The organism is Alphaproteobacteria bacterium GM7ARS4 (assembly GCA_014332745.1).
GTDB lineage: Bacteria > Pseudomonadota > Alphaproteobacteria > GM7ARS4 > GM7ARS4 > GM7ARS4.
The window spans coordinates 291,520-310,795 of sequence record JACONL010000001.1 but is presented as its reverse complement, the minus strand read 5'-3'; the positions used below and the strand labels follow the sequence as shown (position 1 = coordinate 310,795).

The following is a 19,276-nucleotide window of genomic DNA, read 5'->3' as shown; positions in this document are numbered from 1 at the left end:
CGCATATTTTTGTATGGCGATGACATCCTCCCCCCTCGATATATCCCTGTTTTACCTTATGGCGCTTGCCCTTTTACAAGGAATAACGGAATTCCTGCCTGTATCATCCTCCGCCCATCTTTTTCTATGGGGGATTATCAGTGGCAAGGAACAGAGCATCGATATCGACATCGCCCTTCACTTTGGCTCTTTTTTCGCTGTCGCCCTTTTCTGTCGCCATGATATTAAGGCGCTCCTCCATGCTGTTCTTGCTCGTCTCAGAGGACAATCCCATCCCCATGACCCTCTGTTGCGCTTCGTTCTGTATGGGACGATTCCCTTGTTCTGCTTTGGCGCTCTGTTGCGCTATGGTTTTGCCATCGATAGCTGGCGAAGTCTCCAATATGTTGCCATTGCCAACATCGTTTTTGCTCTTTTCTTATGGTGCGCCGACCGTTATGGCGGGACCACGCGCAACATCGCCTCTCTCTCCAGAAAGCATGCGCTCATGGTTGGGCTCTGTCAATCCCTTGCCTTGTTGCCGGGGGTGAGCCGTTCGGGCGCTGTTATCACCGCATCGCGTCTCCTCCATATGTCGCGCGCCCATGCCCTCCATGGGTCGTTCCTGCTGAGTATGCCTGCTCTTCTTGGCGCCATGAGTCTCGTCTTCATCGACATGGCGCATGACCCGCGCGCCCTCTCTCTGTCGGTTCTTATCACCAGCACGGCCTTCAGTTTTATCACCGCCTTCGCCAGCCTCCATCTCCTCACAAGATGGGTGCGGACGTTTTCCTTCACGCCCTTCGTTCTCTATCGCCTTGTCCTTGGCGCGACGCTGTTATACCTTGCGTGACGAAGAAGGGACGTGATGTTATGGGCTCTCTGCCGCCATTTTTTTCTGCAAGCACATCGCCACATGGGAGGACACGAAAGGAAGCACATCCCCTTGCAACGCCGCTATTTCCCTGACAAGACGGGACGAGGTGAAATGCTGTTCCTCACATGCCATAAGAAACAAGGTGTCGATATGGCTATTCAAGCGCGCATTCGCTGACGCCATCGTCAATTCATACTCGAAGTCCGATATGGCGCGTAGCCCGCGAACAATCGTATGCGTGCCTTGCTGTTTGGCAAAATCAACCAATAAACCATCAAAAGAGACAACGGTGACACAGCGCCCTTCGTCTATCATGCCGCCATGCGTGAGAGTCTCGATCTCGTGACGCACCATAGAGACGCGTTCCACGTCAGAAAATAACGTCTTTTTCTTAAAACCACGGGCAACAGCAAAAATCACTTCATCGAAAAGACGACACGCCCGCATGGCAATATCCACATGCCCCTTCGTCACGGGGTCAAAAGTGCCGGGGTAAATGGCTTTGCGCCTTCCTTCTTTGGTGGTCGACATCACAGACCCGCTTCTTGAGAAGAGGAGGAAGGCGCGTCATTGTACGCCATCACCGCCGCCGAGACAATACGCTCATCTTGTGCCATTTTTAACAGACGCACACCACGGGTGGCGCGTCCCGCAATACGAACATCTTTCATACTCATGCGTAAACATGTCCCTTGTTCGCCCATAAGAATAATGTCGTCATCCTTCGAGACAACATAAGACGCCACGACACATGCCGTGTCCTTGTCCTCTAAGGCGATATTGATAATCCCTTTTCCTCCTCTGTTTGCCTCCCGATAGTCACGGGAAGAAGAGCATTTCCCAAGTCCTGTATCGGTCATGGTTAAAATCAATTCCTCATGGCTATCCGTGTCACCGCCATGCCGTAACATCGAGAGAGAGACAACACCATCGCCTTGTCCTAACTTCATGCCCGATACGCCAGAGGACATGCGCCCAGTAAAAACGCGAATGCGCGACACCGCAAAACGTATACATTGGCCCTTTTTTGTCGCCAGAAAAACATCTTGGGAATTATCACAGAGAGAAACACCAACGAGCGAGTCACCCTCTCGCAATTTCATGGCGATCTTGCCCCGCGCCATGAGATGAGAAAAATCAGACATATGATTACGCCGCACCATCCCTTGAGCCGTGGCAAAGAAAATATCTTTGTCGTTCCATTGTTTTTCGTCCTCTGGCAAGACCATCAGGGAGGTGATACGTTCACCTTGGGCTAAGGGAAGAACATTCATGAGCGAACGTCCCTTGCTTTGAGGCGTCCCTTCAGGCAATTGATGTGCCTCCAGCTGATAGACCATGCCCTTATTCGAGAAAAACAGCACATTCATACGGGTATTGGCATCCCATACGTTGACGACGGTATCTTCTTCACCAACTTTCATCCCCGAACGTCCCTTGCCACCGCGCTTCTGAGCGCGGAAAGACGCGCGCGGCACACGTTTGATATAATTCTTATGGCTCAAGGTGATGACAATGTCTTCACTCTGCACAAGGTCTTTTTCCTCAAGGGGTTCGACATGGCCGCTGATACGGGTGATGCGCTCATGGCCAAAGCGTTCCTTCACACTCTCCATTTCTTGACGCACAACATTATCCAAACGATTCTTATCGTTAAGGATGAGGAGATACATGTCGATATCGTCAGCCGCCTTCTCTAGGTCGTCTTTAATCTTGTGGCGTTCGAGAGCCGTCAAACGATGAAGACGCAACTCGAGAATGGCCTTCGCTTGGCGGGACGATAAATGATAGGTCGTGCCATCTTTGTCGAGGCGTTCACCTTCGCCCACCCTTTCCAGCAAGCCTCGTAGCATAGACGACGTTGTCCATGCCTTCTTGCATAAGGCATGGTGTGCTTCTTCCGTATTTTGAGCGTTGCGAATCATGCCTATCACATCATCGATGGACTCCAACGCCACGTGGAAACCGATGAGAGCATGGGCAGTCGCCCGCCTTTTTCCCAATAAAAAGGCCGTGCGGCGTGTGACGACATGGCGACGAAAGGCTAAAAATGCCCGAAAATGCTCCAGCAACGGCATCATCTGAGGACGCCCTTCTCTCAAGACAAGCATATTCATGCCAAAAGACATCTGGAGCGCTGTCTTTTGGTATAATTGGTTGAGGACGATGGTGGCATTGCTATCACGTTTGATGTCAATGACGACACGCACGCCATCCCTATCGGATTCATCACGCAAATCAGAAATGCCATGAATGTGCTTCTGGCGGGCAAGGGTGGCGATATGCTCTATGAGGCGCGCCTTATTGACTTGATAGGGAATCTGTTTGACGATAATGCTCGACGTTGGCCGCCCCCCGCGCTTTGTTTTATCATGCGTCTCGATATGGCAGAGGGCGCGCACGGTAATAGCCCCTTTGCCTGTTTCGTAGGCTGTCACAATGGGTTCTGTGCCGACAATGATGCCCCCCGTGGGGAAGTCTGGCCCCTTGAGCGTGCCCATGACCTCCTCAAGGGAGACCGCATCATTGTCTAAGACCAGACAGCACGCATCGATCACTTCGTTCAGGTTATGTGGCGGGATATTTGTCGCCATGCCTACAGCGATACCCCCAGCGCCATTGACGAGCAAATGGGGAAATTGGGCGGGTAACACCTCTGGCTCTTTATGCGTCCCATCATAATTGTCTTTAAAATCCACCGTGTCATGGTCAATATCGTCAAGGAGAGCCGATGCCGATGAGGCAAGGCGCGCCTCCGTATAACGCATCGCAGCAGCGGCATCACCATCCATAGAGCCAAAATTACCCTGCCCGTCAACCAAAGGAAGACGCATGGAAAAATCTTGCGCCATACGCACCATAGACTCGTAAATGGCATCGCCACTATGGGGATGATATTTTCCCATGACATCGCCAACGATACGCGCTGACTTTCTCGGGGGCTTGCCTTGCGTGTATCCAGCCTCCGCCATAGCATACAGAATGCGCCTCTGACCGGGCTTCAAGCCATCGCGACAATCAGGCAAAGCACGCGCCACGATGACACTCATAGCATAGTCGAGATAGGAGCGTTCCATCTCCTCCTTGATATCGACCGACGTTATTTGGTCTCCCCCCCCTTCGCCCTTCTCCATGGGATTATCGATAAGGTCGCTCACCTGTCTTTATGCTCCTACGCTACATTGTGCCATGCGTCCCCTTACCCTATACACCATGTTTACCTTGCCCAAGCAAGAATGTCACGCCACTATAGCAAGCACACCGCCATTCATGGATGGCGCGCCTAAGATGTCCCACACACCATAAAAGACCATGCCTGCCGTCAGTCCCCCCATCAAACATGTCGCCTTGCTCGGCGCCACAGGCTATACAGGCATAGAGATGGCGCGCTTGCTGGACGCCCATCCATTCTTTCATATCGATGCTCTCTCGAGCCAACAGCACGCCAACAGACCGCTCCATAGCCTATGGCATGGCGCACCAGACACGCTCCCCACGCTCCAGACTTATGAAGCGCTACAAGACGCCATCGAACAAGGACGCTATGATGTCGTCTTCGCATGTCTCCCTCACCAAACCAGCCATCATATCCTTAAGTCTGTGAGTCACAAGAGCCTCATCATCGACTTATCTGCCGATTTTCGCCTGAATTCAGCGGTTCTCTACGAGACATGGTACAAAAACAAACATTCTGCTCCAGCCATGCTCTCCGACTTCGTCTATGGGCTGACAGAAATCTATCGCCCACAGATACAAAAGACGCGTTTATTGGCAAATCCCGGCTGTTACCCCACAGCCGCCTTACTGCCTCTGCTTCCTTTACTCCTTGAGGGGTTGGTCGAGCCTTCCCCCATCATCATCGATGCCAAGTCGGGAGCGTCAGGGGCGGGACGGCAAGCATCAACAGCCTTCTCCTTCTGTGAAGTGAGCGAAGACATCCGCCCCTATGCTCTCGAAGGACACCGCCATAGCGCTGAAATAAAAGAACATATCGAACGCGCCAGCGCCTCAACCCCCAAAGGACATCACAAGGAGACACCCTTGCATATCCTCTTTACGCCACAAGTTGTCGCATGCCGTCGCGGGATTCTGGCAACCATCTATTGTCACGCCAAACGAGACATCACGCCTCAACATATCACCCATGCGCTCGCCCAATACTTCCATGACGAACCCTTCGTCCATGTGACGACACAACAACGTATCCCCTCCATGCGTGAGGCGCGTCATAGCAATCGATGCGTTATCGGCGTCAGCCCGAAGAGTGATGGACCATGGATCACCCTTGTCTCTGTCATCGATAATCTCCTAAAAGGCGCATGCGGACAAGCCTTGCAAAATGCCAACCTCATGTGTGGCTATGACGAGACATGCGGTCTCCCCATGACACCCCCCGCTCTCTAGGAAGAGAGGCCAAAATCATTGTCTGTTCTTGTCATTTATCATACAATCACCCCATACACCCCATACACCCCATAAACCTCATAGGAAAACAGCTGTTCGGTGATGACGTGCCACAAAGAAAAGACAAAACCATGCCCGTCAAAGACCATGGCATGACGGCTGTTGCCAAGCATAAGACACAAGAGGGTGTTTATGAAGGCCCGGGCTACAGATTCTATCACCAATCCGCTCTGACAATGGCGCATTGCGCCGACGACTCTATTGCACTCACAATAACATCGCCACCTTACTGGAATGCCATCGATTATGACGTGCATACATCGAGAGGGGCGGACGCATGGCATAGGAATAGGACATATGCCCGTTTCGGTCAGTCATTGGACGACTATATGGAGAACATCGACGCCGTGTTCAGGCGTGTTTTGCGCATCACCATCAAGGGCGGTTTTTGTGCCATCGTTGTGGGAACGATTTTGCATAAAGGCAAACATTTCCCCATTCCCATGCATATCACGCAACGCATGATGGAGAGTGGCTGGGAATTTCACCAAGACATCATTTGGAACAAAGTCACGGGCGGTGTGAAGCGCGCCGGCTGTTTTATTCAAAAGCCAAATTTCGGTTACTATTACCCAAATATCATGACCGAATATATCCTGATTTTTAGGAAGGCGGGCGCGCCCCGAAGGGGCGCGAAAAAAGCCCTCGACATCGACACGTTGTTTACGCGTGATATTGCCAATAATATCTGGCATATCGCCCCCATTCCTCCAAAGACAATCCCGCATCCATGTCCTTACCCCCAAGAAATTGTCAGGCGCTTGCTCCTACTCTATTCCCAAGAAGGCGATGACATCCTTGACCCGTTTATCGGCAGTGGCCAAACAGCATTGGTCGCCCGCAAGCATGGGCGATTTTGTATAGGCTACGATATTGAAGAGACATACCTGCAATTGTCGATGCAAAGGCTTGCATCACCGCCAAAAGAACGCCCTTACAACCTTCTGCCCAAAGTCGACAAGCTCGCGGTGACGGCATAAGGGCTTTGCGCCGCTGACTCGACATCAAAAGACGACCATCCCCGACCTTCCTATGATGACTCCCTCTATTCTTCCCTATAAAACATATCACCCGTCTCTTTCAGCCACATGCTTTGTCGCGCCTAGCGCCGTCGTCATTGGCAATGTGCGGGTCGAAGCAGAGGCAAGCATATGGTTTCATTGCACGATACGTGGCGATATGGAACGTATCACTATCGGTGAGGAGTCCAATATCCAAGACAATAGCGTCATTCATATCGCATCGAAGGGATTATCCACGACGATTGGCGCTCGTGTCACGGTCGGGCATGGCGCTATTCTCCATGCATGCGTCTTAGAGGATGATAGTTTCATTGGCATGGGCGCTGTGGTGTTAGATGGCGCTGTCATTGAGAGTGGCGCGTTTGTCGCCGCAGGAAGCCTTGTCGCCCCAAGAACAAAAGCCGTCTCAGGCTATCTGTGGGCTGGAAACCCCGCCAAAGCGCGCCGACCCCTCAAAGAAGAAGAGGAAAAATTGATTGCATCAACGCCAAAAATCTATAAGGCTCTTGCACAAGACTATGCCCTCGCCACACAGACACGCCACCCACAAACATAAAGACGCCACACCATGCGCTCTCTCTTTGCCAACGCCTTACTCTTTGTCATCATGCTCTCGTCATGTACGTTACGCTATCCAGATCTCAATGACGTGCCAGCGCCTCCAGAAGAGGGCATGCGCGAACAATTGTTGCAACAAATCAAAGAACAAGAATAGTCCATGCCTCCCTTACGCGTGGCCATCGCTGGATTGGGGACGGTGGGGTGTGGCGTTGTGGCGCTTTTACAGAAAAATCATGGGCTGATACAGGCGCGTATCGGACGCGCCTTGACGCTCTGTGGCGTCTCATCGGCAACGAAAAACAAAAAACGCCCTGTCCCCGTCGATGCCATTCCATGGTATGACGACCCATGTCGCATGGTCGATGATAGCGCGTGTGATATTGTCGTGGAATTGATAGGGGGCGCCGATGGTATCGCCTTGCACCTGGCAACCCATGCCCTCAATAAAGGATGTGGTGTCGTCACCGCCAATAAAGCCTTGCTGGCCCATCATGGCAACACCCTCATGGCCTTGGCGTCCAAGAACAAGGTCGCCCTCGCCTTCGAAGCCGCCGTCGCCGGCGGTATCCCCATCATCAAAACGCTCACAGAGAGCATGGCGGGAAACCATATCGCCCGTATCACAGCCATCCTCAACGGGACGTGCAACTATATCTTGTCCTCTATGACAAGCCAAAAACGCTCTTTCGAGGACGTCTTACAAGAAGCACAAGCCTTAGGCTATGCCGAAGCAGACCCCCGATTCGATATCGATGGCATCGATGCCGCCCATAAATTAGCCATCCTATCGTCTCTCGCATGGGGAACAAACATTGCATTGGAACAGCTCTCGATCCAAGGCATAGGCTCAGTCACCCCTGAAGACATCTCCCTGAGCAGTGATATGGGCTATACCATCAAACATCTTGCCCGCGCCTATCCCACAAAAGACAACGTCATTCATCAATCAGTCTGCTTATGTCTCGTCCCCAAAGTGAGCGCCCTTGCCTCTGTGGATGGCGTCTTCAATGCCGTTGTCCTCACAAGTGATTTTTGTGGGACGCTCACCCTCGTTGGCCAAGGCGCCGGCGGTGATGCCACGGCATCCTCCGTCGTCAGCGATATGATCGCCATCGCCCGCACAACGCCACCTCCCGCCCATACAGGCTATAGCCAAATTATCACCCCTGTATCACCCACACCAGACCTTGACACCCAAGCCTATTATCTGCACCTCAAAGCAAAGGATTCGCCCGGCGTGCTGGCGGATATTGCTTCCATCCTCGGCAAAGAACATATCTCTATCGAGTCGGCTCTACAAAAAGCGGCCGAAGACCATCGCCTACAATCATCATGTCCCGTTGACCTCCTTATCACAACCCATCGCTCGCCATCCCATGCCATCAGTAAGGCGCTACGCCACTTAGAGACGCTCCCGACAATCCTCGCACCGCCACGCTTTTTCCCTATTCACTCGGAGGCGTCAACAATCTAAGAGCCCGTGGCGGCGGGACAATATCGTCGCCAATGAGACGTCTGCCCCATGTGATGAATCGCTCACGCACATCAAAATTCTGTGAGTCGCGATAGTCTGACGGCATATAGCGCGTCTTGCCCCCAATGTCCTCCAACGCCTCCAGACGATAGTGACTGACACCACCATCATCCATCAGGATGGCAACAGAGCCTTTTTTGTGATGGAGAGCCTGCTCCATAGCAAAAAAAGCGACATCCCGCGCCTCACGGACGTCCCGCGGCGCCACGCAATGGGGAAAAGAACGTTGCATGTAGCCTAATGTATCAGCGCGCACACGCTTAATGGCAAGGTCGCGTGTTATCATCAACGCTAAGTCATCGCCTAACGCGCCACGCCCCGAAAGCTGCACATTGCCATGAGGATCTATGAGGATCTTTATGAGGATCTTTATGAGGGTCTTGCTGAGAAGAGGCGGCAAGAGAATGAACGAGAGGAACAGCTTTGTCATCCTCCACACCTTCAGCACACGCAATCAAACAACGGCCATAGCGTTCATAACACGCCTTCACAGCTGTCAAGAAACGCTCCCTATGCCATGCCTCCTCAGGCAGACACAGAATATGAGGGCCATCGCCTTGATGAAAACGCGCCAACGCCGCTGACGCCGTGAGAAAGCCCGCATGACGCCCCATCACGATACCGATATGCACCCCCGGCAGAGACTTCTGGTCAGCATTCAAACCCGCAAAGGCTAAAGCCACAAAACGCGCCGCCGACGGAAAGCCCGGCGTATGGTCACTCAACACAAGGTCATTATCAATGGTCTTTGGGACATGAAAACAACGCAAATCATAGCCCGTTGTCAACGCATAGTCCGACAGCAAGAGCATCGTGTTTGCCGTGTCGTTACCGCCAATATAAAAAAAGGCATCCACATGGTGACGCTGACACAAGGCAACAACCTCACGACAATAGGCGTCATCTGGCTTGTCCCGTGTCGAGCCCAAGACAGCCCCCGTTTGTCTCGCCAGAGACGCCAACGTCTCACCCGTCACATGGGATAAGTCGTAAAATTGCGACTCGATAATCCCGCGAATGCCAAAGGCAGAACCCCATATAGTCGACACGCCATGGGCGCGCCCAGCCTCCACAAGCCCAACAAGGGTGTGATTGATGACAGCCGTAGGACCACCGCCCTGAGCAATGACAATTTTACGCAGACAACCCTTCATCTATCGCCTCTATCTGTGGTATGTTTCTCGTTATGCCTTTCATACACAGAGTTGAGAGTCGATTCAACATGTCCGAACACGCCTCGCCATCCCTCGAATCGCTGGACTTATGGGTTGAGGACGCCTTGAAACAAGGCGCTCGCCACGCCGACGTCTTTTGCGTGCGCACGCACAGACGTAGCGTCACCGTGCGCTTAAGTGCTATTGACGCCATCGAACACGCATCCTTGTGCCCGCTCGGCTTGCGCGTGTTCATGGACGGAGGACGTCAAGGCTTCGTCTCGACAACAGACGCACGCGCCTCTCAACGCAAAGACATAGTCGCCCACGCCATCGCCATGGCAACCCACGCCCCTGAAGAGCCATGCCATGGGTTGATACCATCATCAGCGCTCCCCCGCTATGATGACGAGTCCCTCGACATGATGGACTCTGTCGAGCCCAACGACATAGCCCTAGAACACAAGGCGCGCTCTATGGAAGAAGGCGCACTGAGCGTGAAAGGCATCACCAACTCGGAAGGCTGTCAAGCTCAATGGGCATGCCATGACACGATGGTCGTTGCCTCCAATGGCCTTCGGGCCCGCTATCGCCATAGTGTGCACGGAATCATGCTCTCCGTGCTGGCAGGGACGGGAACGCATAGGGAAAGAGATTATGACTATCAACAATGTCTCCATGGCGACGAACTAGGCGACCTCCATGCGAGAGGACAAGAAACAGCCCATCGCGCCATCGCCCGACTCAACCCGCGCAAAATAGAGAGCGCTCCCATGCCCGTCGTCTATGACCCACGTATCGCCTCGACTCTGCTCCAGCATATAGCCGACGCCCTCAATGGCGACATGCTGGCGCGAGGAACGTCTTTCCTCAAAGAAAGCAAGGGAAAGACCATCATGCCTGAGACCATCGATATTATCGATGACCCCCTCAGACCAAGAGGACTCTTCTCCCGCCCATGGGACGCCGAAGGGACAAAAAGTCAGACGACCCACCTTGTGAAAAAAGGGCGCGTCCACTCCTATATCCTCGACCGTCGCGCCGCATGCCTTATGCAAGAGACAAGCACAGGACACGCCTACCGCACGCCAGACTCCCTCCCAACACCTCGCACAAGCAACCTCTTCATGGCGAACGGGACCCACACACCGCAAGAGCTTTTATCGGGAATCAAACGCGGATTTTATGCCACAGAATTGCTTGGGCTGAGCCTCAATATCAACACAGGCGACTATAGTCGAGGCGCTGCCGGCTTCATGATCGAAGACGGAGAGCGCACCTACCCCGTCTCCGAAGTCACCATCGCCGGCAATCTCAACCACATGTATCAACAGCTCACCCCCGCCAATGACCTCACCTTCTTTTATGGTATCGATGCCCCCACATGCCTCATAGACCATATGATGGTAGGAGGAAAATAGCATGGCGCACTCGTCCCTTATCGTCATCCCCGCCCGCCTCGACTCCACACGCCTCAAACACAAAATTATGCAAGACATCAACGGCGCGCCCATGCTCGCCCACGTCATCCGCCATGCCCAAAAGGCACAGATCGCCGACGTCATCGTCGCATGCGACCATCATGACACCGCTCAACTCTGCCAAACATGCCACGTCAACGCCATCATGACCGACTCGTCTCTCCCCAGTGGAAGCGACAGAATCGCCCAAGCCCTCACACTCTTCGATAAAGAAAAAACATACCAATGGATCATCAACGTCCAAGGCGACATGCCATCCCTCACAACCCAAGCCCTCAGCGCGCTCAACGCCATGCGACCGAAAAAAACAGAAACCCCCACAAAAGAACATATGTCCATCGCCACCCTTGTCGCCCCCATCCATGACACAGAAGAATGCCACAATCCCCATGTCGTCAAAGCCATCGTCAGCTGGGACCATCAACAAGAACAACGCGCCTTGCCCCGCGGTAGAGCGCACTATTTCACCAGACGCCCCGTGATGTCCAGTGATGGCATCGTCTATCACCATATTGGGCTCTATGCCTACAGCAGAGAGACCCTCGAAGCATTCCAAAAAATGCCCCCAAGCCCTTTGGAATCTATCGAAAAACTCGAACAGCTCCGCGCCATAGAAGCCGACATTCCTATCTATGTCTCCTGCCTCAAAGAAGCCTTGCGCGGTATCGATACCCAAGAAGATTTAGACGCCATGCGCCAACAAGAGACACAGCACGCAATGCCATGATGGCCATAGACACGCCTGCCATCGATAAAGTCGCCTTTCAAGGATTACGCGGCGCCTATTCTCACATGGCATGCATCGAAGCCTATCCCCAATTGACCCACATCCCATGCGATTTTTTCTATGACGTCTTTCATATGGTGACACAAGACCCACACTGCATTGGCCTCATTCCTGTGGAAAATTCTATCGCTGGACGCGTCAGTGAAATCCATCAACTCCTCGCCCATAGCACGCTCCATATCATTGCCGAACATTACCAACCCATTAGCCATTGCCTCCTCGCCCTCCCCACATGCTCCATCGAGGATATTCGCACCATCAAAAGCCATAGCCAAGCCCTCATGCAATGCCAAGACATCATCCATCACCATCGCTGGCAACAAGTTGCCGTCACCGATACAGCACAAGCTGCCCTCGATGTGTCCCGCGGCACCCATATCCATGACGCCGCTATTGCCTCCTCCCTCGCCGCCAAACTCTACAATCTTACCATCCTCAAAACACATATTGCCGACACAGAGCATAACACGACACGCTTTATTGCCGTGCATGCGCACCCGCCCGCACCCCACGCACCAAACACGCCCTCCATGGCAAGCCTCGTCTTACGCATCGGTAATACACCATCGTCCCTCTATACCATTCTGGGCTATTTCGCACAGCATGCCATCAACCTCACAAGGCTCGAAGGCATCATTGCCGATGATCGTTTCACCCAAGCGCAATTCTATATCGATGTGGAAGGCAACGCCTACCACCCGCCCCTGAAACACGTCCTCGCCCAACTGCAAAAAGAAAGCCTCGAATTTCGCCTCTTAGGATGTTATCCCGCCTCGAATTTTCGCAAGACGCCCCTCTTAAAGACACCCTCCCCCATCGACACCATGTGAGACCATACCATGCGCGCCTTCATTATCCCTCTCCTCCTTATCCTGCTCCCAACCCTTATCTATGGTATCGTCATGCACTACCATAAGAAAAAGCCTCTCCCTCGAAGCCTCACCTATATCTTTGTCCTCTTGTTGCTCCTGTTCGCCATGCTCGTCTTGCATGAGGCGTTCTACCGAGAAACAATCGCCCCCCACACGCCTTATGTCGCCCCACGTCTAGACGGCGATACCATCGCCCCCGCCACCACACGCTAGCCACTCATGGCCACACCCTATCATCCATCCCTCGCACACGCCCACACCATCCCATGCACACTCCCAACAGCCCTCACCAATGACACATGTCGCACAATCTTTCGCGCCCTCGAAGAAGAAGGCTTTCACGCCCTCTTTGTGGGAGGATGTGTGCGCGATAGCCTGCTCAAACGCCCCATCTATGACATAGACATCGCCACAACGGCAAAACCCGCACAAACCATCGAAAGCCTCAAAAAATACGCCATCGCCACATACCCAACAGGAATCGACCATGGCACCATCACGGCACGCCTGAATAACCAATCCTTCGAAATTACGAGCCTACGTATCGATACAAAGCATTTCGGACGCCATGCCCACGTCTCCTTCAGCCAAGATTGGCAACAAGACGCCCAAAGGCGCGATTTCACCATGAACGCCCTCTACGCCCATATAGACGGCACGCTCTATGATTTTTTCCATGGTATCACAGACCTACAACAACGCCATATACGATTCATTGGCGACCCCCTTCAACGTATCAGGGAAGATTATCTCCGTATTTTGCGCTATTTTCGATTCACAGCGACCTACGGACAGCATGCCAAGAGACATCAACAGCCACAAGAACGGCGTGACGCCTTAAACGCATGCGCAACCCTCGCCCCACACCTACGAAGCCTCTCACCCCAACGTATATGGAAAGAAATACGTATCCTCCTCAGGACAAAGAACCCCTATCCCACCCTTCGTCTCATGGCGACATGCCATATTTTTTCCCATCTCCCAACGCCCATTCCACCACACAATATCGCCGCCATCGGCAGACTCATCGCCCTCGACAAACACCATGGCGGCAACCGCCCCCTCAGACGCGCCGCATGCATGCTCTACCGACCGCCCCACCAGCATGGCAAGACATCCCGCCCATTGACCCATGCATGGCGTCTATCCCATAAGGAACAGAAACACATAGAACGACTCTTTCGCTCTATTGAGCAACGCGAAGAGCGCTATCAACATCCTCTCGCCCATTGGCGCACCATACGCTACAAAGACGGCCTCCATGGCGTGCGCGACTGCCTCCTGCTCCATTATAGCCACCATCGTCATGTCCATCACCATGTCCTCCCACTATGGCGCGCATGCCTCTACACCCTCACCATAGGCATCATCATACGCAAAGCTGCCATGTGGAAAGCCCCCTCCTTTCCGCTCAAAGGCCAAGATATTCTCCATATGGGTATCCCGCCCGGCCCCCGTGTCGGCGCGCTCCTCGCCCGCACCGAACGATGGTGGCTCAACAAGCACTGCCGACCCAATGCTAACCAATGCAAACAATACGCACAGACAATCCATCGCACCATGCCATGAAAATATCCTTGACAATAGGCAAGACGAAAACACACATGTTGACACACAGAGTCAATTTCAGTTTATTGACAAAAAGCACAAGAGGAATGTTCAATCCCCCGTCCCATTTCTGTCCCATCTCTTGAGAGACCATTCATGAGCCCTGATGATACCCCCCCTCCTTCTGGTATGCATGCAGACCTAGAGAGGCGCGACTTCCTCTATATCGCCACGGGCTCTGTGGCATGTGTCGGGACAGCCCTCGCCAGCTGGCCCTTCATCGATAGTATGAATCCGTCCCGTGATGTGCTGAACCTCGCCAATATCGATGTGGATATATCACGCATTCCCGCTGGACAAGGAATCACCGTGCGCTGGCGCGGTAAACCCGTCTTCATACGCCACCGCGACCCCGGCGAAGTCAATGCGGCGCGCAATGTCAATATCGCCTCCCTGCCAGATCCACAAGACGATACCGAACGCGTCCAAAAGCCTGAATGGCTTATCGCCATAGGCGTCTGCACACACTTGGGATGTATCCCCCTTGGCAATAACATAGGCGAGCCCCGTGGCGATTGGGATGGATGGTTCTGTGTCTGCCATGGCTCCCAATATGATACATCGGGACGCATACGCAAAGGACCCGCCCCCACCAATCTCGCCATCCCACCTTACACGTTCTTAGACGACCACACCGTGCGTATCGGGACGCGAACGCTATGACGCAAAAAACATCCTTCCTCCAGTGGCTCGATGCACGACTTCCCGTCGTCACATTCGTGCGCAATCATCTCATCAACTATCCAACGCCCCGCAATCTCAACATCATGTGGAATTTCGGGTCCCTCGCCGGCATCATGCTCCTCATCATGATCATTACGGGATGGTTTCTTGCCGCCCATTACACAGCAGACGCAGAAAAAGCCTTCTCAAGCGTCCAACATATCATGCGGGATGTCAATTACGGGTGGCTCATACGCTATATGCACATGAATGGCTCGTCCTTCTTCTTTATTATCCTCTATCTTCACCTCTTGCGCGGCTTATATTACGGCTCTTACAAAGCGCCACGAGAACTCCTCTGGATCACTGGCGTCATCCTCCTTATCCTTATTATGGTCACGGCCTTTGTCGGCTATGTCCTGCCATGGGGACAAATGAGCTATTGGGGCGCCACAGTGATTACAAACCTCTTCTCCGCCATCCCTTTCATCGGCGAGGATATTGTCATCCTTATCCTTGGTGGCTTTAGCGTTGATAATCCCACCTTGACGAGATTTTTCGCCCTCCATTTCCTTATCCCCTTTATCATCCTCTTCTTTGCTATCATCCATCTCATCGCCCTCCATCAGTCAAAATCCAATAATCCGCTGGGCGTCGAGGTGAAAAGCGAGAAAGACACCCTCCCCTTTCATCCTTATTTCACAGCAAAAGATTTTGCGGGACTGGCTGTCTTCCTCCTTATTTATGCCATCATTGTCTTTTTCTTCCCCTATTTCTTCTCCGAGCCAGAGAACGCTATCCCCGCCAACCCCCTTGTGACGCCAGCACATATCGTCCCTGAATGGTATTTTCTCCCCTATTACGCTATTTTGCGCGCTGTCCCCGATAAATTGCTTGGCGTTATTCTTATGTTTGGCGCTGTCTTCGTCCTGTTCTTTGTCCCATGGCTTGATAAGAATCCTATCAAAAGCGCCAATTTCCGCCCCCTCTATCGGCAATTTTATTGGATTTTTCTCCTCAATGTCATCGTCCTTGGCTGGTGCGGCGCCAATCCGCCTCAAGGCGTCTATATCACCATCGCCAGATTGGCGAGCGTCTACTATTTTGCCTTTTTCCTCGTCATCATGCCTATCCTCTCGCGCTTCGAAAAAGGACAGAAACCTCCCCAATCCATCTATGCCTATATCAATAGAGGCGTTGACGCATGACCCAAAAAAACCATCGCACATCCGCCCTTATCACCATAGCACTCTCCTTGTTCTTCTGTGCGAGCCATCCCGTCTATGCTGTCGATGATGACGCTCTCCACATCCCACAGATTCAATGGCCATCAGATGGACCTTTGGGACGATTCGACCGCGCCGCCCTCCAACGCGGATTTCAAGTCTATCTAGAAGTCTGCTCCGCATGCCATTCCCTGAGGTATCTTCGCTATCAAGACCTAGAGGATATAGGCTATAGCAAAGAGGATGTGGCACAGATCGCGGGAGAGTTCTCTGTCCAAGACGGACCCGATGATGAAGGGCAAATGTATCAACGCAAAGCAAGAGGATTAGATTTCTTTGTCGAACCCTTCGCCAACGAACAGGCTGCCCGCGCCGCCAATGGGGGCGCTTATCCGCCAGACCTCTCCCTTATCACGCTCTCAAGACGCAACGCCGATAACTATATGGTGGCCCTCCTGAAGGGATACAGAGAACCCCCACCTGGCTTCTCAATGGTCGAAGGAAAATACTATAACGTCCACTATCCAGGACGACAGATCGGCATGCCACCGCCCCTCTACAACGATATTGTCACCTATGAAGATGGTAGCCTCGCCTCCATCGACCAAATGTCAGAAGACGTCACCCAATTCCTCATCTGGGCAGCCGACCCCTCTATGGAAGAACGCAAGCGCTTAGGCATTCAAGTCTTTATCTTCCTCCTCTTCCTCAGCATCCTCATGGTCGCCGCGAAAAAACGCATATGGAGTGATAAGACCTAAAGCGCGCCTTGCCCGCAAGGACTAAGGAAGCGCACGCAAAAATGACACAACATCCTCGCCATCCCATGCGCATGCCCCCTCATGACGCCACACCTCCCGCCCTTTCCTGTCCATGATAAGAGTCGTTGGCATCGAGCCGATACGCCATACACCACTCAACGAAAGGTCTTTGTCATGGTGACTCCGTAGAGCCTCTAGCCCATGGCGCGCAAGAAACGAGTCGATGGCCTCCCGCTCAGCAAAGTCCGCCGCCACCAAAATAACAATCACATCCTCCCCCGACATCGTCTGCTGAAGAGCCAACAAAGAGGGAAGCTCCTCTATGCATGGCGGACACCATGTCGCCCAAAAATTCATCACAATCACGCGCCCACGTAGAGAGGACAATAAGACAATGTCGCCATCTAAAAATGACAGCGCCATATCATCGCCCTTCACAGGGTTGCCCGCATGGCGCACCCTGTCTTCTGCGCCATCGAACGCACAATGCCTTAGCGCCGCCCCGCCGCCCTTGCCCCCTAGCCCCCCATCGAGAGACAGAGTCCATCCCCATAAAATCCCTAACAATGACACGCCCACAAGCCCTATCCCAAGCAAAAGACCTCTATAGCGCCACGCCTTCATCATCCCTCTCATCCCATACAGATTGAAAAACCACCCGCCCACCCTATAATAAACATTCCTCACCATAGACGCTCTTGTCGTCCTTTTCATCCTCCCATACATACCCCATCAACAGCCCCCATAGAACACCCATGCCACAAAAAGACGATACAAGCCCCATATGGGGAGGACGCTTCCAAGAAGGCAACGACCCGCTTCTGCAAGAGATGAATGCCAGCATCGACGTCGATATCAGGCTCGCCCATTATGATATTCGCGCATCAAAAGCCCACTGCCATATGCTCATGGACGCCCATATTATCAGCAAAAAAGACGGACAGAAAATTCTCACAGGACTCGATAACGTCCAACAAGATATTGATGGCGGGCATATGCCCCTTCGAAAAGAATTGGAAGATATTCATATGCATGTCGAAGACGCCCTCAAAGGCTATATCGGCGACGCCGCCGAACGCCTCCATACAGCACGCTCCAGAAACGACCAAGTGGCAACCGATTTTCGCCTATGGATACGAGACGCATCCCTTGTCATCGACCATGCCCTCGCCACCCTCCAAGAAACCCTGTGCGCCCATGCCGAAGACCACACCGATACCCTCATGCCGGGCTTGACCCATCTGCAAAACGCACAAATCATTAGCTTCAGCCACCATATGATGGCGTACGTCTTTATGTTTGGGCGCGACCGACAAAGACTCGACCATGCCCGCCAACGCCTCAATGAATGTCCCCTAGGCGCATGCGCCCTCGCTGGCACATCCTTTCCCATCGACAGACATCAAACGGCGCACGCTCTCGCCTTCGACGCCCCCATGGACAACGCTATGGATGCGGTGTCAGACCGCGATTTTGTCCTCGATTTCCTCAATAATGCCACCATCAGTAGCATACACCTGTCGCGTCTTGCCGAAGAGCTCGTCCTCTGGAGTAGCCCCGCCTTTGGCTTTATCACCCTGCCAGACGCATGGACCACTGGCAGCTCCATCATGCCACAAAAACGCAACCCTGATGCAGCTGAGCTGGTACGCGCCTCATGCGCCCATGCCATCGCCGCCCTCCATAGTCTCCTCGTGACGTTGAAAGCCTTGCCCCTCGCCTACAGCAAGGATATGCAAAATGATAAGGCCCCATGCTTCCAAGCTTACGACCAATGGCATATGGCGCTCCACGCCACCAACGCCATGCTCTCATCACTCACCATCCACAAGGACGCCATGGAACGCCATGCCACCACAGGATATACCAATGCCACAGATATTGCCGATTGGCTCGTCCGACATCACCATGTCCCCTTCAGGCAAGCACATCACATCGCTGGACGTATCGTCCTCCTTGCTGAAGAGCAACAATGCGCCCTCCATCAATTACCCCTTGCAGAGATGCGCCGTATCGACCAACGTATTGACGAACGACTCCTCCATGCGCTCCAACCCATCATCAGCATGAAGAGCCGAAACTCCCTAGGGGGAACAGCGCCAGAACAGATACGCCACGCCATCGCTCATGCGCGCACACGCTACATATTGCCACCAACGCCACCAACGCTCACCCACAAACCCTAACGCCCGCCCCCCTAAAGCCCCATGCCTCGTCTTATGCCCTGTCGTCCTTGTCTCATCCTCCTCGCCATCATCGCCCTCAGTCTCGCCCTGAGCCATTGCGG

20 protein-coding genes are annotated in these 19,276 nt (G+C 53.2%); 15 read left to right on the top strand and 5 right to left on the bottom strand.

Features of this window, described 5'->3' with window-relative positions:
• Nucleotides 1-19: 19 nt before the first annotated feature.
• Nucleotides 20-832 carry an undecaprenyl-diphosphate phosphatase gene (locus tag GDA54_01475; protein ID MBC6496983.1) on the top strand — a complete coding sequence of 271 codons (813 nt, stop codon included), beginning with the start codon at nucleotides 20-22 and terminating at the stop codon, nucleotides 830-832.
• 18 nt (nucleotides 833-850) lie between these two features.
• On the opposite strand, the gene coaD is transcribed toward GDA54_01475, so the two are convergent.
• Both coaD and gyrA read right to left on the bottom strand, forming a co-directional pair.
• Nucleotides 851-1,387 (bottom strand): pantetheine-phosphate adenylyltransferase, encoded by a 537-nt coding sequence (gene coaD, locus GDA54_01470; protein MBC6496982.1) that lies wholly within the window; start codon nucleotides 1,385-1,387, stop codon nucleotides 851-853.
• A complete protein-coding gene (gene gyrA / locus GDA54_01465; protein MBC6496981.1) occupies nucleotides 1,387-3,990 on the bottom strand; it encodes a DNA gyrase subunit A in 2,604 nt (867 codons plus the stop codon). Before gyrA ends, coaD begins: the two co-directional genes overlap by 1 nt.
• 178 nt (nucleotides 3,991-4,168) lie before the next feature.
• On the opposite strand from gyrA, the gene GDA54_01460 reads away from it, so the two are divergent.
• Genes GDA54_01460 through GDA54_01440 form a run of 5 tightly spaced genes read left to right on the top strand, consistent with a single transcriptional unit; the run spans nucleotide 4,169 to nucleotide 8,377 of the window.
• A complete protein-coding gene (locus tag GDA54_01460; protein MBC6496980.1) occupies nucleotides 4,169-5,260 on the top strand; it encodes an N-acetyl-gamma-glutamyl-phosphate reductase in 1,092 nt (363 codons plus the stop codon).
• Nucleotides 5,227-6,300: a site-specific DNA-methyltransferase gene (locus GDA54_01455; protein ID MBC6496979.1), complete on the top strand. Its 1,074-nt coding sequence runs from the start codon at nucleotides 5,227-5,229 to the stop codon at nucleotides 6,298-6,300. Before GDA54_01460 ends, GDA54_01455 begins: the two co-directional genes overlap by 34 nt.
• Nucleotides 6,301-6,352: 52 nt before the next feature.
• Nucleotides 6,353-6,898 (top strand): gamma carbonic anhydrase family protein, encoded by a 546-nt coding sequence (locus GDA54_01450; protein ID MBC6496978.1) that lies wholly within the window; start codon nucleotides 6,353-6,355, stop codon nucleotides 6,896-6,898.
• Between the two features lie 12 nt (nucleotides 6,899-6,910).
• Entirely contained in the window at nucleotides 6,911-7,057 is a 147-nt protein-coding gene (locus GDA54_01445; GenBank protein MBC6496977.1) for a hypothetical protein, read from the top strand.
• Nucleotides 7,058-7,060: 3 nt separating this feature from the next.
• Entirely contained in the window at nucleotides 7,061-8,377 is a 1,317-nt protein-coding gene (locus GDA54_01440) for a homoserine dehydrogenase (GenBank protein MBC6496976.1), read from the top strand.
• Here the strand turns inward: GDA54_01440 and GDA54_01435 are convergent.
• Together GDA54_01435 and GDA54_01430 are read right to left on the bottom strand one after the other, a co-directional pair.
• Entirely contained in the window at nucleotides 8,349-8,723 is a 375-nt protein-coding gene (locus tag GDA54_01435; protein ID MBC6496975.1) for a hypothetical protein, read from the bottom strand. The genes GDA54_01440 and GDA54_01435 overlap by 29 nt on opposite strands.
• Before the next feature lie 10 nt (nucleotides 8,724-8,733).
• Nucleotides 8,734-9,591 carry a diphosphate--fructose-6-phosphate 1-phosphotransferase gene (locus GDA54_01430; GenBank protein MBC6496974.1) on the bottom strand — a complete coding sequence of 286 codons (858 nt, stop codon included), beginning with the start codon at nucleotides 9,589-9,591 and terminating at the stop codon, nucleotides 8,734-8,736.
• 68 nt (nucleotides 9,592-9,659) lie between these two features.
• Here GDA54_01430 and GDA54_01425 point away from each other — a divergent pair, with 68 nt between their 5' ends.
• The 8 genes from GDA54_01425 to GDA54_01390 all read left to right on the top strand — a co-directional run bounded on the left by GDA54_01425 (nucleotide 9,660) and on the right by GDA54_01390 (nucleotide 16,989).
• Entirely contained in the window at nucleotides 9,660-11,012 is a 1,353-nt protein-coding gene (locus GDA54_01425) for a TldD/PmbA family protein (protein MBC6496973.1), read from the top strand.
• A gap of 1 nt (nucleotide 11,013) precedes the next feature.
• Nucleotides 11,014-11,799 (top strand): 3-deoxy-manno-octulosonate cytidylyltransferase, encoded by a 786-nt coding sequence (kdsB, locus tag GDA54_01420; GenBank protein MBC6496972.1) that lies wholly within the window; start codon nucleotides 11,014-11,016, stop codon nucleotides 11,797-11,799.
• On the top strand, nucleotides 11,796-12,689 hold the full coding sequence (locus GDA54_01415; protein ID MBC6496971.1) for a prephenate dehydratase: 894 nt from the start codon (nucleotides 11,796-11,798) through the stop codon (nucleotides 12,687-12,689). Before kdsB ends, GDA54_01415 begins: the two co-directional genes overlap by 4 nt.
• Before the next feature lie 9 nt (nucleotides 12,690-12,698).
• Entirely contained in the window at nucleotides 12,699-12,944 is a 246-nt protein-coding gene (locus GDA54_01410; GenBank protein MBC6496970.1) for a hypothetical protein, read from the top strand.
• 6 nt (nucleotides 12,945-12,950) lie between these two features.
• A complete protein-coding gene (locus GDA54_01405; GenBank protein MBC6496969.1) occupies nucleotides 12,951-14,300 on the top strand; it encodes a CCA tRNA nucleotidyltransferase in 1,350 nt (449 codons plus the stop codon).
• A 135-nt stretch (nucleotides 14,301-14,435) separates the two neighbouring features.
• The gene (gene petA, locus GDA54_01400) at nucleotides 14,436-15,002 is read left to right on the top strand and encodes a ubiquinol-cytochrome c reductase iron-sulfur subunit (protein MBC6496968.1); all 567 of its coding nucleotides are present in this window, start codon (nucleotides 14,436-14,438) and stop codon (nucleotides 15,000-15,002) included.
• The gene (locus GDA54_01395) at nucleotides 14,999-16,210 is read left to right on the top strand and encodes a cytochrome b N-terminal domain-containing protein (GenBank protein ID MBC6496967.1); all 1,212 of its coding nucleotides are present in this window, start codon (nucleotides 14,999-15,001) and stop codon (nucleotides 16,208-16,210) included. Before petA ends, GDA54_01395 begins: the two co-directional genes overlap by 4 nt.
• Complete coding sequence (locus GDA54_01390) at nucleotides 16,207-16,989, top strand: cytochrome c1 (protein ID MBC6496966.1); 783 nt, start codon at nucleotides 16,207-16,209, stop codon at nucleotides 16,987-16,989. The genes GDA54_01395 and GDA54_01390 overlap by 4 nt, the downstream gene beginning before the upstream one ends.
• Before the next feature lie 21 nt (nucleotides 16,990-17,010).
• Here the strand turns inward: GDA54_01390 and GDA54_01385 are convergent, their stop codons facing one another.
• Nucleotides 17,011-17,679, bottom strand: a complete 669-nt coding sequence (locus GDA54_01385) for a TlpA family protein disulfide reductase (protein MBC6496965.1) — start codon at nucleotides 17,677-17,679, stop codon at nucleotides 17,011-17,013.
• 65 nt (nucleotides 17,680-17,744) lie between these two features.
• On the opposite strand from GDA54_01385, the gene argH reads away from it, so the two are divergent.
• Nucleotides 17,745-19,175 carry an argininosuccinate lyase gene (gene argH, locus GDA54_01380; protein ID MBC6496964.1) on the top strand — a complete coding sequence of 477 codons (1,431 nt, stop codon included), beginning with the start codon at nucleotides 17,745-17,747 and terminating at the stop codon, nucleotides 19,173-19,175.
• The last annotated feature ends 101 nt before the right edge of the window (nucleotides 19,176-19,276 follow it).

What these genes read in the sequence shown, in the direction of transcription:
- gyrA (MBC6496981.1), bottom strand. Translation starts at nt 3,990, where the DNA reads ATGGAGAAGGGCGAAGGGGGGGGAGACCAAATAACGTCGGTCGATATC.
- GDA54_01460 (MBC6496980.1), top strand. Translation starts at nt 4,169, where the DNA reads ATGCCTGCCGTCAGTCCCCCCATCAAACATGTCGCCTTGCTCGGCGCC.
- GDA54_01390 (MBC6496966.1), top strand. Translation starts at nt 16,207, where the DNA reads ATGACCCAAAAAAACCATCGCACATCCGCCCTTATCACCATAGCACTC.
- GDA54_01430 (MBC6496974.1), bottom strand. Translation starts at nt 9,591, where the DNA reads ATGAAGGGTTGTCTGCGTAAAATTGTCATTGCTCAGGGCGGTGGTCCT.
- GDA54_01435 (MBC6496975.1), bottom strand. Translation starts at nt 8,723, where the DNA reads ATGATAACACGCGACCTTGCCATTAAGCGTGTGCGCGCTGATACATTA.
- petA (MBC6496968.1), top strand. Translation starts at nt 14,436, where the DNA reads ATGAGCCCTGATGATACCCCCCCTCCTTCTGGTATGCATGCAGACCTA.
- GDA54_01395 (MBC6496967.1), top strand. Translation starts at nt 14,999, where the DNA reads ATGACGCAAAAAACATCCTTCCTCCAGTGGCTCGATGCACGACTTCCC.
- GDA54_01450 (MBC6496978.1), top strand. Translation starts at nt 6,353, where the DNA reads ATGATGACTCCCTCTATTCTTCCCTATAAAACATATCACCCGTCTCTT.
- GDA54_01440 (MBC6496976.1), top strand. Translation starts at nt 7,061, where the DNA reads ATGCCTCCCTTACGCGTGGCCATCGCTGGATTGGGGACGGTGGGGTGT.
- GDA54_01455 (MBC6496979.1), top strand. Translation starts at nt 5,227, where the DNA reads ATGCGGTCTCCCCATGACACCCCCCGCTCTCTAGGAAGAGAGGCCAAA.
- argH (MBC6496964.1), top strand. Translation starts at nt 17,745, where the DNA reads ATGCCACAAAAAGACGATACAAGCCCCATATGGGGAGGACGCTTCCAA.
- kdsB (MBC6496972.1), top strand. Translation starts at nt 11,014, where the DNA reads ATGGCGCACTCGTCCCTTATCGTCATCCCCGCCCGCCTCGACTCCACA.
- GDA54_01475 (MBC6496983.1), top strand. Translation starts at nt 20, where the DNA reads ATGACATCCTCCCCCCTCGATATATCCCTGTTTTACCTTATGGCGCTT.
- GDA54_01385 (MBC6496965.1), bottom strand. Translation starts at nt 17,679, where the DNA reads ATGGTGAGGAATGTTTATTATAGGGTGGGCGGGTGGTTTTTCAATCTG.
- GDA54_01410 (MBC6496970.1), top strand. Translation starts at nt 12,699, where the DNA reads ATGCGCGCCTTCATTATCCCTCTCCTCCTTATCCTGCTCCCAACCCTT.
- coaD (MBC6496982.1), bottom strand. Translation starts at nt 1,387, where the DNA reads ATGTCGACCACCAAAGAAGGAAGGCGCAAAGCCATTTACCCCGGCACT.
- GDA54_01405 (MBC6496969.1), top strand. Translation starts at nt 12,951, where the DNA reads ATGGCCACACCCTATCATCCATCCCTCGCACACGCCCACACCATCCCA.
- GDA54_01425 (MBC6496973.1), top strand. Translation starts at nt 9,660, where the DNA reads ATGTCCGAACACGCCTCGCCATCCCTCGAATCGCTGGACTTATGGGTT.
- GDA54_01415 (MBC6496971.1), top strand. Translation starts at nt 11,796, where the DNA reads ATGATGGCCATAGACACGCCTGCCATCGATAAAGTCGCCTTTCAAGGA.
- GDA54_01445 (MBC6496977.1), top strand. Translation starts at nt 6,911, where the DNA reads ATGCGCTCTCTCTTTGCCAACGCCTTACTCTTTGTCATCATGCTCTCG.